This window comes from Streptomyces sp. NPDC090741, from assembly GCF_044769045.1.
Taxonomy (GTDB): Bacteria; Actinomycetota; Actinomycetes; order Streptomycetales; family Streptomycetaceae; genus Streptomyces.
This window is the reverse complement of the sequence record NZ_JBIVXF010000001.1, coordinates 779,608-791,178: the sequence shown is the minus strand read 5'-3', so window position 1 is coordinate 791,178 and position 11,571 is coordinate 779,608. Positions and strand designations below refer to the sequence as shown.

Here is an 11,571-nt window from a genome sequence, read left to right as displayed (position 1 = left end):
GGGCGTGAGCGCGTTGAAGTGGCAGGGCTGGGCGGTCGGCCTGACGGTCCTGGCCGGCCTGCTGGTGTTCGCCCCGCTGGGCCTGTACGTGTGGGCCAGCGGCGAGCCGGGCGCGGCGCCGCCGCGGCCGGCGGTGCAGGACGTACGGGTCACCGGCTGCCGGATCGACCCCGGCAGCCGCCGCGTGGTGGCGACGGTGGAGGTCTCGGGCCGCCCCGAGGGCACGGGCGCCTACGTGGTGACGGTCGAGTTCCGCGAAGGGGCGACCCCGGACCCGGTCGCCCGCCCGGCCCAGGCCCTGGTGAGACTCCCGGGCGTCGCTCCGTCCGCAACGGAACACGCGGAGGCCCTGGGCCCTGTCTGGCCGGCGGGGGCGACGCCGTGGTGCGGGGTCGCGGCGGCGGAGTTCGCATCCGGCCCCGCCGGGTGACGCGGCCATGATGCGGCCCGCGCCCGATCCGGCCGGGGGGTGGCACCCGGTCCGGAGCCTCCGCGGCCCCGGACCGGGGCCGATCAGAGGCTGCCGGCCAGGTCCCGTGAGGCCAGGGCAGCGGCATGCGCGTCCATGCGCTCGGCGGCGAGGATCGCGACGGTGGTGTCGGCGCGCGACGCGGCGACGACCAGCGCGCGGCCGGCGAGGTCATGGGCCCGCTGGTGCAGGGCGAGGAGTCCGGCGGCACCCGCGATGTCGGCGCGCGGCGCCCGCGCCGGATCGGCGCCGCGCAGCCGCGCCACCTGCGCGGCGATGCGCGCGGCGGCGCCGTCGAGGCCGAGCTCGTCCGTGACGGTGAGCAGGGCCGCCAGGTGCCCGGCGAGCTGGATGTCCAGCGCCTCGGCGCGGCTGCTGTGCGGGTACCCCGAGTGGCTGTCGGAGTGGTGGCCGCCCACACGGTGGACGACCGACTTCGTGCGGATCGGCTCGTACATGAGGAGGCCTCCTGCTTGGTCAGGAGGCCATCCTACATTGGATTGGTTCTAAAGTTGTGCTCGATCCGGTATCGAGTGCCTAGTGCTGGCCGTATCCGTCCAGGAACTCGCCGATCCGGGTCACCGCGTCCGCCAGATCCTTGGCGTTCGGCAGCGTCACGATGCGGAAGTGGTCGGGCTCGGACCAGTTGAAGCCCGTGCCGTGGACCACCATGATCTTCTCGGCCCGCAGCAGGTCGAGGACCATCTGCCGGTCGTCCTTGATCTTGTAGACGGCCGGGTCCAGCTTCGGGAACAGGTACAGCGCGCCCTTCGGCTTCACGCAGGTGATGCCGGGGATCTGCGTCAGCAGGTCGTAGGCCGTGTCGCGCTGCTCCAGCAGCCGTCCGCCCGGGAGGACCAGGTCGTTGATCGACTGCCGGCCGCCGAGGGCGGTCGCGACGGCGTGCTGCGAGGGCATGTTCGCGCACAGCCGCATGTTGGCCAGGATCGTCAGGCCCTCGATGTACGACGAGGCGTGCTTCTTGGGGCCGCAGACCGCCATCCAGCCGGCCCGGTAGCCGGCGACGCGGTAGTTCTTGGACAGCCCGTTGAACGTGAGGGTCAGCAGGTCGGGCGCGATGGCGGCGGTGTTGGTGTGCGTGGCGCCGTCGTAGAGGATCCGGTCGTAGATCTCGTCGGAGCAGACGACCAGGTTGTGGCGGCGCGCGATGTCCGTCAGCCCGCGCAGCATCTCGTCGTCGTAGACGGCGCCGGTGGGGTTGTTCGGGTTGATGATCACGATCGCGCGGGTGCGGTCGGTGACCTTGCGCTCGATGTCGGCGAGGTCCGGCATCCAGTCGGACTGCTCGTCGCAGCGGTAGTGCACGGCGGTCCCGCCGGCCAGGCTGACGGAGGCGGTCCACAGCGGGTAGTCCGGCGCCGGGACCAGCACCTCGTCGCCGTCGTCGAGCAGTGCCTGCATCGACATCTGGATCAGCTCGGAGACGCCGTTGCCGAGGTAGATGTCCTCGACGTCCAGCTCGATGCCCTTGGTCTGGTAGTGCTGCATGACCGCGCGGCGCGCGGAGAGCAGCCCCTTCGCGTCCCCGTACCCGTGGGCGTTGCCCAGGTTGCGGAGCATGTCCTCAAGGATCTCCGGCGGGCACTCGAAGCCGAAGGCCGCGGGGTTGCCGGTGTTCAGCTTGAGGATGCGATGACCTGCTGCTTCGAGCCGCATGGCCTCTTCGAGCACGGGCCCGCGGATCTCGTAGCAGACGTTGGCGAGTTTCGTTGACTGGATCACCTGCATGACGGGAGCTTACGGGCCGGGCGGCCGGTCCGCCGAGGTATTCGGCGCGGGAGCGCGGGAGGGATATGTCCCGTTTCGCATGATGGGACGGTGGGGGCCCGGTCCGCCCTTGGAAACGGCGGCCACGCCGCCGCCGCGACCTGCGGAATGGGTGGAACCCGGGTGGCGCCGGATCCGTGGTGTTGCACTCGTCACGTCGGGGTGTGCGTACGGAAGGCGCGTACGGGGCCTGAGTACGGGCATGAGTGCGCGTACTCATGCGTCACGGCGCCGCCGCGGCGCAGGCTTGCCTCGACGGCCGGTCGGAGGCGCGAGAAGGCGGGGCGGAGCGGTGGAATTCATGGTCGGGGACATGTCGATCAGCACGGTGGGCACGGACGGCGACGACCGGGCGATCGAGTTCCTGGTCGCACCGCGGAGCGGGGAAGGCGGCGCGGGCGGCGCGGGCGGCGCGGGCGCCGAGGGCGCCGAGGAGGCGCACTTCGCGATCCACCGCGAGCACGACCAGGGCTGGGAGGCCGCCCGTCTGACCATCGACCCCCTGTCGGGGAGCGTCCCGATCGCGGCGGTGGAATGGGCGATGGAATTCGCCCGCGAGTACCTGTGACCGACCGCCGGGACCCGGCCCGGGACCCGGCCCGGGACCCGGCGCCGTTGTCAGTGGCCGCCCGTAGGGTCGTGGGTGGGGGAAAGGGGCGGACCGTGAAGCAACTGCGCATCATGGCCGGGGACGCGACCGGCCCGCAGGCCAAGGGCCCGAAGATCATCGGGCACGTCTGCAACGACATCGGCGGCTGGGGCAAGGGTTTCGTGCTGGCCCTCTCGAAGCGCTGGCCCGAGCCCGAGAAGGAGTTCCGGGCCTGGCACCGGCGCCGCAGCGGCAACGACTTCGGGCTCGGCGCGGTCCAGCTGGTCCAGGTGCGGCCGGACACCTGGGTGGCCAACATGGTCGCCCAGCGCGGCATACGCACGGGCAGTGACGGCCCGCCGATCCGTTACGACGCGCTGGAGCGCTGCCTGGCGGCACTCGGCGAGCACGCGCTCGCGCTGGGGGCCTCGGTCCACATGCCCCGCATCGGCTGCGGCCTGGCCGGCGGGAAGTGGTCCCGCGTCGAACCGCTGATCACCGGGGCCCTGTGCGCCCGGGACGTGGCCGTGACCGTCTACGACCACGCCTGAGCGCGGGCAGGGGCGCCGCCGGGGCTACGGGGTGATGATCACCAGGGGGATCTCGCGGGGGGAGGCGGAGGCCTGGTAGTCGTCGAAGAGGGGCCACAGGGCCGTCATCGCCGGCCAGTAGACCTCGCGCTCCGCCGGGCAGGCCGTGCGGGCCGTGGCCCGGAAGACGGCCGCGCCGACCTGGAGGCGGACCTCCGGGTGCGCGGTCAGGTTCCGGTACCAGGCCGGGTGCTCCGCGGCGCCCCAGTGGGCCGCGAGCACGATGTGGCGGCCCGCGTCCTCGACGTAGATCAGCGGGGTCCGGGAGGTCCGGCCCGTGGCGCGGTCGAGCGTGGTGAGCAGGAGCGTGGGGACTCCGTGCCACAGGTGGCCGTCGAGCCCGCCGGTGGTCACGTAGTCCTGTACGTGGCCGCGCTCGCGGCTCTGGCGGGGGTCGGTGGGGTGTTCCCAGTCGATGGTGATCGTCTGCATGGCGGTGCCTCCGAGTCAGGGCCCCCGCGAGACTTAACGATCCTTCTCCGCCCCTGGATGCGGTCGGCCTCCGGCGGACACCCGTCCAGACGATGTGTGGCCCCGGCCCGGGGACGCCGCCCCAGGTCGGGGCCACCAGCAGCTCTGTGCCGCGCCACCGCCCCGGTTAGGGGAGGTAGCGCTCGATGACCTGCGGACCCTCCTTCTCGATCAGCTGGCGCGCCTTCTCGAGCCGCTCCGGAGTCGGCTCCATGCCTTGCACCATCACGAGGTCCTCGGGGTCGTACGGCCGTTCCCCGCCGCTGAAGAGCTTGGCCGGCCGACTGGGCTGCTGGCCCGATTCACTGTCCATCGGGATACCTCCTCGGAAATGCAACGCCCTCCCTGGTTCCCTCATCCTCCGGCGACATCGCCATGAACGCACCTCGGACTCGTACCCTCCCGCCATGGACAAGATCGCTTCCCGCCTGGAGGCCGCCGCCACGCCGACCGCCCCCGCTCTCCTGCTGCGTCCGTGGCGGCACACCGACACCGGCGACCTGGTCGAGGCGTACCGGGACGCCGCCCTGCGCCGCTGGGCGAGCGTCACCGTCCACGACGAGGCGAGCGCGGCGCAGTGGGTCCGGGACCAGCAGCGGAGATGGGAAACGGGCGACCGCTTCGCCTTCGCCGTCGTGGAGTCCCGGGCGGACGGGGACGAGGGGCGGGTACTGGGGCAGGTGGTCCTCAAGGGCGCCGTTCCCGGCGCCGCGTCCGCCGAGGTCGGCTACTGGACCGCGGCCCCTGCCCGCGGCCGGGACGTGGCACCGCGCGCTCTGCGGACGCTGACCGACTGGGCCTTCGCCTCCTTCGGCGGCCAGGGGCTGGAGCGCCTGGAGCTCCTGCACCAGGTGGACAACCCGGCGTCCTGCCGCGTCGCGCAGAAATGCGGGTACGCACTGGCCGGGGTCCTGGCCGCGGAGCCGCCCGCCCATCCCCTCGACGGGCACCTGCACGTGCGCGGGCGCGGACTCTGAGATTCCCGTCGCGCCGCCTACGCCGAGGCGATGGCCGCCAGCGCCGTCACGGCGACTATCCCCGCGCAGATGCTCAGGTTCACCGTCCTGTGCTCCCAGAACACCGCGACGAACTCGCGGAGGGTGGCGCTCGGCCAGAAGTACGTGGCGGTCGGGGAGCCGAGCACCTGGCCGTTGACACCGGCCGTGCGGGCCGTCATCGCGGCCCGGAACGCGTGGAAGTTGTTGGTGACGACCACACACCGGTAGCCGGGGTCCGCGTCGGCCATGATCGTGCGGCTGAACGCGAGGTTCTCCCTCGTCGTGCGCGAGCGGTCCTCCAGCCGTATCCGCTCCTCCGGGACGCCCCGCGCGATCAGCCAGTCGGCCATCGCCCGCGCCTCCGAGAGCTTCTCGTCCGATCCCTGCCCGCCCGAGACCAGCAGCAGCGGCGTGCGCCCGCCGCGGGCCACCTGGGCGGCGTGGATCTGCCGGCCCTTCTCCAGCCGTGAGGCCAGCAGCGGGGACACCCGCTCGCCGCAGATGAGCCCGGAGCCCAGCATCACCACGTAGTCGACGTCGCCGCGCACCGTGATCCGCCCGTACAGGAAGGCGTACGCCAGGAAGCAGAGGAAGATGAAGGAGACGTATCCGACGAGCATGACCAGGCCCGCCACCATCGTGTCCACGACCCGGGAGCCCCGCCCCGCCACCCCGAGGACCAGTGCGATCAGCGCGAAGATCCCCAGGCCCGCCGCCATGGACAGCAGATTGGTCGGCCTGCGGCCCTCCTTGCGGACCATCGTCAGGCCGTTGCGGATCAGGTAGCCGCCCAGGACGAGCGTGCCGGCCGTCGGCACGACCAGCACCAGCAGCACCGCGATCGCGTCCAGGGGTGACGGCAGTTCAGGTATCTGGAACAGCAGGCCGATCGACCCGCACATGAGGGTGAGGCCCAGGAGGACCGCGTTCCGGAAGCGCCGGCGGTCCTCCCGCACACTCACGCAGAAGAGGACGAAAAACAGCGCGGCGGGGACAAAGGCGAGCATGCCGCCCATCGTAGGCGGACGGGCTCAACGGCCCCCGTACGGCGTCCTGCGGACCGCCCGCCCCGCCAGGACCTGCGTCCTGCGCCCGTCCCGCATCACGAACCGGCCGTCGATCAGCACGTGCGGGATCCCGGCCGGCAGCACGCGCGGGTTCTCGTACGTCGACCCGGCGGCGACCGTCTCCGGATCGAAGAGCACGAGATCGGCCCGGTACCCGGCACGGACCAACCCCCGGTCCGGCAGCCGCAGTCGGGCCGCCGGACGGCCCGCCAGATGGGCCACGCACTCCTCCAGCGAGAGCACGCCGAGCTCGCGCACGTAGTGGCCCAGGTAGTGCGGGAAGGTCCCGTACGCCCGCGGATGCGGCTTCGCGCCCTGGAGGATGCCGTCGGAGCCGCCGGTGTGGACCCGGTGGCGCATGATCGCCCGGACGTTCTCCTCGTGCCCCACGTGCTGGAGGATCGTCGGCCCCAGCCGGTCCGCCAGCAGCAGCCGCCGGGCCACCTCCCAGTCCCGCGGGCGCGTGCCCACGTACGCCCCGTGCGCCGGGTCCGCCGTCCCCGCGATCTCGATCGTCGCCCAGTCCACCGGAACGCCGTGGCAGCCGTCCGCCCCGGTCACCTCCAGCGCGTACCTGATCCGCTCGGCCTCGCCGTCGTCGCGCAGCCGGGCGAGCACGGCCTCGGGCCCGCCCTCGTTCGCCCAACCGGGCAGCAGCGCCACGAGGGTGGTGCAGCCGGGGGTGTACGGGTACGAGTCGAGGCTGATGTCGGCCCCGGCGGCGAGGGCCTCGTCGAGGAGGGCGAGCAGCTCGCCCGCCCGGCCCTCGTTCTCCGCGAAGTTCATGGTGGCGTGCGCGAGGTGCAGCGCGCAGCCGGCCTCCCGGGCCAGAGCGAGCATCTCGGCGTACGCGCCGAGCGCGCCGCGCCCGTACGAGCGGTGGTGCGGGCAGTAGTAGCCGCCGTACGAGGCCACCACCCGGCACAGCTCGGTCAGTTCGGCGCCCGACGCGTACATGCCGGGGGTGTACGTGAGCCCCGAGGACATGCCGACCGCGCCCTGCGCGAGGCCCTCGGCGACGAGCGTGCGCATCCGGTCGAGCTCGGCGGGGGTCGCGGGGCGGTCGCCCCAGCCGAGGGCGTACGCGCGGACGGTGCCCTGCGGCACGAGGTACGCGGCGTTGACGGCGATGCCGGTGCGGTCGAGCCGGTCCAGGTACCCGCCCACGTCCCGCCAGCCGAACTCGACGTCCTCGCCCGCGCCGTTCCAGCCGGTGATGGCCGCCCGCACCTCGGCGAGGGTGCGGTCGTCGACGGGCGCGTACGAGAGCCCGTCCTGGCCGAGGACTTCGAGGGTCACGCCCTGCGCGGCCTTGGCACTGTGGTCCGGGTCGCGGAGCAGGGCGAGGTCGCTGTGCGCGTGCATGTCGACGAAGCCGGGGGCCAGGGCGAGCCCGTGCGCGTCGACGGTGTGCCGGCCGCCGGAGCGGATCCGGCCGATCTCGGCGATCCGGCCCTCGTGAACACCCACATCGGCGGTGTACGAGGGCCCGCCCGTGCCGTCGACGACGCGGGCCCCGCGGATGACCAGGTCCACCGGCCCCGGCTCCGCTAGAAGAAGGTGCGGACGTAGTCGGTGACCGTGCCGTCGGCCTCGACGACCGGGATCAGCGGCCACTTCTCGAAGATCGTGCAGGGGTGGGACATGCCGAGCGCCACCCAGTCGCCGACGTTCACGTCGTCGGCGGCTTCGGTCTCCAGCCAGGCGTGCTGGTCGGACAGTTTGACCACGCGGACCCCGGTGGCCGGGCGCTCCTCGCCGGTCAGGGCGTCTCGGACCAGCTCGGCCTCGGGCAGGCCGAGGTCGTACGCGATGTCGCGCTTGCCGGCGTTGACGAAGGCCTGGGTGGGGGAGGGGCGGGAGACGACCTGGGTCCAGAGCCGGAACGCGGGGCGCAGGCCGCCCTCCTCCGGGACCCGGTTGAAGGGGGTGAGGCGGGTGTACCAGCCGTGGTCGTGCGAGACGTACGCACCGGAGCGCAGCAGCCGCAGCACGGGCCGGGACAGCTCCGGGAGCTCGGCGAACACGTCGGCGACGGCGTCGAACCAGGCGGAGCCGCCGGCGCTGACGACGATCTCGTCGAGGTCGGCGGCGAACCGCCCGGCCCGGTCGAACTCGACGGCCAGCGCCGTGAGCCGGCGCAGGTACGCGTGGACGGACTCCGGGTCGGCGCCGGGGACCTCGGCCTCGTACCCGGCGATGCCGACGAGGCGCAGGCCGGCGGCCTCGGCCACGGCGTCGGCGACGGCCCGGCAGTCCTCGTCGGTCCGCGCACCGGTACGGGCGCCCTCGCCGGCCCCGAGCTCGACGACGACGTCGACGACCTGGGGCTGCCCTTGCAGGGCCCGGTCCATGAGCTGGACCCCGCGGACGGAGTCGACGTAGCAGACGAAGCGGAAGCCGGGGTCGGCGGCGAGCTCGGCGGCCACCCAGCGCAGCGCCGCCGGGTCGACGAGCTCGTTGGCGAGGAAGATCCGCTGGATGCCGAAGGCGCGGTAGACGCGGGCCTGGTGGGGGACGGCCGCGGTGATGCCCCAGGCGCCGTGGTCGAGCTGGCGCCGGAAGAGCTGCGGTGCCATGCAGGTCTTGCCGTGCGGGGCGAAGGCGAGGCCGTGGCGGGCGGCGTACGTGCCGAGCGCGGTGAGGTTGTGCTCCAGCGCTTCGGCGTCGAGCGTGAGGACGGGGGTGGTGAAACCGCCGGTGTAGAGGTCCCGCTTCTCGGCGGCCAGCTGGCCGACGGTGAGGTTCGCCCGCTCGGCGTCGGGCGGCAGCCCCTTGAACCGGTGGTCGACCGGTTCGTCGGCGAGCCGTCGGACTGCGTCGCTGCCCATGCGGATTCCTCCTCGCGTTGCATCTGCTGCAACGTGCGTTGCGTGTTGTGCCGCTTGCTGTCTAGCATCCTGCGTACGAGGGGTCAACGCCCGGCCGTGTGCACGGGTTCCGCCGGGCCCCGCGCAGCGGGCGGCGGCGGGGCGAAGGGGGACGGCGTGAGCCAGTCGGTGGAGCGGGCGCTGCGGATCCTGCCGCTGCTGGCCGAGGGCCAGGCAGGGCTCGGCGAGGTCGCCGAGGAGCTCGGCGTCCACAAGAGCACCGCCCTGCGCCTGCTGCGCACCCTGCACGAGCACGGCTTCGTCTACCGCCAGCCCGACGGCCGCTACCGCCTCGGAGCCCAGCTCTTCGCGCTCGCCGCCGAGGCGGTGGAGAACCTCGACGTCCGCACGGTCGCCCACCCCCACCTCGTCGAGCTCAACCGCCTCACCGGCCACACCGTGCACCTCGCGCTCCACCAGGACGACGAGGTCGTCTACATCGACAAGGTCGAGAGCCGCTACCCCGTCCGCATGTACTCCCGCATCGGCCGGCCCGTCCCCCTCACCGTCGCCGCCGTCGCGAAGCTGCTGCTCGCCGACCTCCCCGAGGCCGAGCGCCGCAGCCTCGCCGAGCGCATCGACTACCCCCGCTACACCGCCCGCTCCACCCCCGACGCGCAGGCCTTCCTGCGCGAGCTGGCCCTCGTACGGGAACAGGGCTGGGCCACCGATCTCGGCGGGCACGAGGAGTCCGTCAACTGCCTCGGCGCGCCCGTGCGCGGGCCGGACGGGCGGGCCGTGGCCGCGCTGTCCGTCTCCGCGCCCAGCGTGGTCGTCACCGCCGGGGAACTGCTCGAACTGCTGCCCCTGGTCCGGCGCACCGCCGACACCATCAGCCGGGAGTACTGCGGCTCCCCGCACGCCCCACACGACGACGAGGACACCCCGTGACCGAGAAGACCGCCATCACCCCCGACACCCACACCACCCCGCCGGCCCGCTTCTCGCACGGCGTGCGCAAGGGGAACATCCTCCAGGTCGCCGGCCAGGTCGGCTTCCTCCCGCACGTGGACGGCCAGCCGCCGACCCCCGCCGGCCCGACCCTGCGCGAGCAGACCCTCCAGACGCTGGAGAACGTCCGCTCCGTACTGGAGGCCGGCGGCGCGGGCTGGGACGACGTGATGATGATCCGCGTCTACCTGACCGACACGGACCACTTCGCCGAGATGAACGCCCTCTACAACGCCTACTTCGAGGAGCAGGGCCTGAAGGAGGCCCCGGCCGCCCGCACCACCGTGTACGTGGGCCTCCCCGCAGGCCTGCTCATCGAGATCGACGCCCTCGCCGTCCTCGGATAGGGCGGCCGGACACGCCTGGGGGCGCCCCCCCTGGCGGTAGGGCGCCCCGGCCGGTGCCGTCGGCTCACGTGCAGTACTGCGACTGCTTCCCGATCGAGCGGTACATGCAGTCCGCGTTCTCCAGCAGCTGCAGCACGGCGTCGCGGTTGCGCGCCGTCTCGCGCTCGATCACCTCGTCCGGCGGGTAGAAGCCGCCCCCGCTGCCGGACTCGGACGGGTACATCTCGAAGGTGTACGTGAAGATCTTCTGGTTGCCCCACAGCCAGTCGTCGATCGTCCCGTCCGTGATGTACAGGTCGCTCGACTGCTCCGGCGTGTAGCCGTTGCTGCGGGCCATGCTCGTGCCGATGGTCTTGTAGACGGCGAGGTCGTCCGCCGTCATGCCCGGCGCGGTGTCGTTGTACGTCCACCCGAAGGGCCACAGCACCAGCTGGCTGTACGTGTGGAAGTCGATCGAGGCGGTGATCTGCTGCTTGCCGCCGATCACGCGGCTGCGCACGAAGTCCGCGACCACCTTCACCTCGGGGGCCGACTCGCCGGCCGCCCCGCGGTAGGTCTCGGAGCTCTTGCTGCTGCTGGAGCCGCCGCAGCAGCCCCACTTGTAGTCCCAGTTGCGGTTCAGGTCGGTGCCGACGTACGAGGAGCCGGCGTTCGGCTGCCGGTTCTTGCGCCAGGAGCGGTACGAGCCGGTGGCGATGTCGTACTCGCCGCCGTCCGGGTTGAGGTCCGGCACGATCCAGATCTCGCGGCCGTTGACCATGTCGGTGATCCGCGAGTCGGTGCCGTACTTGGAGCCGAACTCCTTGAGCAGGTAGAGCGCCATCTCGACGGTCAGGTGCTCACGGGCGTGCTGGTGGTGCGTGAAGAGCACCTCGGGCTCGTTCTCGTCGGTGGCGACGTTGTCGCTGATCTTGATGGCGACGATGTCCCGGCCCTGGTACGACTTCCCGATCACCTTCTTGCTCATGATCGAGGGGTACTGGGCGATGCGCTGGTCGATCTCCGTGTTGGCCTCGGCGTAGTTGTGGTACATCGAGTCCTTGGACGGGAAGTCCATCGGGCTCGCCGCGACACCGCGCTCCGAACGGTCCGGCGGTCCGGGCAGGGCGGTCAGCTTGTAGCCGAGCGCCCGCAGCTCCTTGGCCTGCTGGGGGTCGGCGCTGACGACGACGGAGCGGGCGTCGACCTCGTCGATCGAGACGCCCGTACGGAGCAGGGCCGTTCGCTCGGCCGCCGTGGCCGGGCCCTTGACCTCGTACTGGACGATCGCCTCGTCCTGGGTGGCCGTCGAGGGGGTGGGCGGCGGGGCCGCCGTCGCGCTCATGCCGTAGGCGGGCGCGCCGAGCGCGAGAGCGAGCAGGGCCGCCGTGACGGCGGCCCTGCGTCGGGTGTGGAGCCGCATGCGTTCTCCTGGGTGGGAGTGTGGGGGTA

Annotated in this window: 14 protein-coding genes; 6 read left to right on the top strand and 8 right to left on the bottom strand. The window is 72.6% G+C overall.

Annotated elements, in window-relative coordinates:
* The first annotated feature begins 4 nt into the window (after window positions 1–4).
* Window positions 5–430: a hypothetical protein gene (locus tag ACIQU4_RS03685; protein WP_403725282.1), complete on the top strand. Its 426-nt coding sequence runs from the start codon at window positions 5–7 to the stop codon at window positions 428–430.
* 83 nt (window positions 431–513) lie between these two features.
* Here ACIQU4_RS03685 and ACIQU4_RS03680 read toward each other — a convergent pair whose 3' ends face one another.
* Window positions 514–927, bottom strand: a complete 414-nt coding sequence (locus ACIQU4_RS03680) for a hypothetical protein (RefSeq protein WP_403725280.1) — start codon at window positions 925–927, stop codon at window positions 514–516.
* A gap of 79 nt (window positions 928–1,006) precedes the next feature.
* Window positions 1,007–2,218 (bottom strand): pyridoxal phosphate-dependent aminotransferase, encoded by a 1,212-nt coding sequence (locus tag ACIQU4_RS03675; RefSeq protein WP_403725276.1) that lies wholly within the window; start codon window positions 2,216–2,218, stop codon window positions 1,007–1,009.
* A 352-nt stretch (window positions 2,219–2,570) separates the two neighbouring features.
* On the opposite strand from ACIQU4_RS03675, the gene ACIQU4_RS03670 reads away from it, so the two are divergent.
* Together ACIQU4_RS03670 and ACIQU4_RS03665 are read left to right on the top strand one after the other, a co-directional pair.
* Window positions 2,571–2,825: a hypothetical protein gene (locus tag ACIQU4_RS03670; protein WP_403725274.1), complete on the top strand. Its 255-nt coding sequence runs from the start codon at window positions 2,571–2,573 to the stop codon at window positions 2,823–2,825.
* 95 nt (window positions 2,826–2,920) lie between these two features.
* On the top strand, window positions 2,921–3,397 hold the full coding sequence (locus tag ACIQU4_RS03665; protein WP_403725271.1) for a macro domain-containing protein: 477 nt from the start codon (window positions 2,921–2,923) through the stop codon (window positions 3,395–3,397).
* A gap of 24 nt (window positions 3,398–3,421) precedes the next feature.
* Here ACIQU4_RS03665 and ACIQU4_RS03660 read toward each other — a convergent pair whose 3' ends face one another.
* On the bottom strand, window positions 3,422–3,868 hold the full coding sequence (locus ACIQU4_RS03660; protein WP_403725268.1) for a nitroreductase family deazaflavin-dependent oxidoreductase: 447 nt from the start codon (window positions 3,866–3,868) through the stop codon (window positions 3,422–3,424).
* A 166-nt stretch (window positions 3,869–4,034) separates the two neighbouring features.
* Complete coding sequence (locus ACIQU4_RS03655) at window positions 4,035–4,220, bottom strand: hypothetical protein (RefSeq protein ID WP_366100080.1); 186 nt, start codon at window positions 4,218–4,220, stop codon at window positions 4,035–4,037.
* 94 nt (window positions 4,221–4,314) lie between these two features.
* Between ACIQU4_RS03655 and ACIQU4_RS03650 the strand changes: the two genes are divergently transcribed.
* Complete coding sequence (locus ACIQU4_RS03650; protein WP_403725266.1) at window positions 4,315–4,884, top strand: GNAT family N-acetyltransferase; 570 nt, start codon at window positions 4,315–4,317, stop codon at window positions 4,882–4,884.
* A gap of 17 nt (window positions 4,885–4,901) precedes the next feature.
* Here ACIQU4_RS03650 and ACIQU4_RS03645 read toward each other — a convergent pair whose 3' ends face one another.
* Genes ACIQU4_RS03645 through ACIQU4_RS03635 form a run of 3 tightly spaced genes read right to left on the bottom strand, consistent with a single transcriptional unit; the run spans window position 4,902 to window position 8,803 of the window.
* On the bottom strand, window positions 4,902–5,912 hold the full coding sequence (locus ACIQU4_RS03645; RefSeq protein WP_403725264.1) for a YdcF family protein: 1,011 nt from the start codon (window positions 5,910–5,912) through the stop codon (window positions 4,902–4,904).
* 24 nt (window positions 5,913–5,936) lie between these two features.
* Window positions 5,937–7,508: an amidohydrolase family protein gene (locus tag ACIQU4_RS03640; protein WP_403725262.1), complete on the bottom strand. Its 1,572-nt coding sequence runs from the start codon at window positions 7,506–7,508 to the stop codon at window positions 5,937–5,939.
* A 14-nt stretch (window positions 7,509–7,522) separates the two neighbouring features.
* Complete coding sequence (locus ACIQU4_RS03635; protein ID WP_403725259.1) at window positions 7,523–8,803, bottom strand: amino acid deaminase; 1,281 nt, start codon at window positions 8,801–8,803, stop codon at window positions 7,523–7,525.
* A gap of 156 nt (window positions 8,804–8,959) precedes the next feature.
* On the opposite strand from ACIQU4_RS03635, the gene ACIQU4_RS03630 reads away from it, so the two are divergent.
* Both ACIQU4_RS03630 and ACIQU4_RS03625 read left to right on the top strand, forming a co-directional pair.
* Window positions 8,960–9,733 (top strand): IclR family transcriptional regulator, encoded by a 774-nt coding sequence (locus tag ACIQU4_RS03630; RefSeq protein WP_403725256.1) that lies wholly within the window; start codon window positions 8,960–8,962, stop codon window positions 9,731–9,733.
* On the top strand, window positions 9,730–10,140 hold the full coding sequence (locus ACIQU4_RS03625) for a RidA family protein (protein WP_403725253.1): 411 nt from the start codon (window positions 9,730–9,732) through the stop codon (window positions 10,138–10,140). Before ACIQU4_RS03630 ends, ACIQU4_RS03625 begins: the two co-directional genes overlap by 4 nt.
* A gap of 64 nt (window positions 10,141–10,204) precedes the next feature.
* Here the strand turns inward: ACIQU4_RS03625 and ACIQU4_RS03620 are convergent, their stop codons facing one another.
* The gene (locus ACIQU4_RS03620) at window positions 10,205–11,542 is read right to left on the bottom strand and encodes a M14 family metallopeptidase (protein ID WP_403725250.1); all 1,338 of its coding nucleotides are present in this window, start codon (window positions 11,540–11,542) and stop codon (window positions 10,205–10,207) included.
* Window positions 11,543–11,571: the final 29 nt, after the last annotated feature.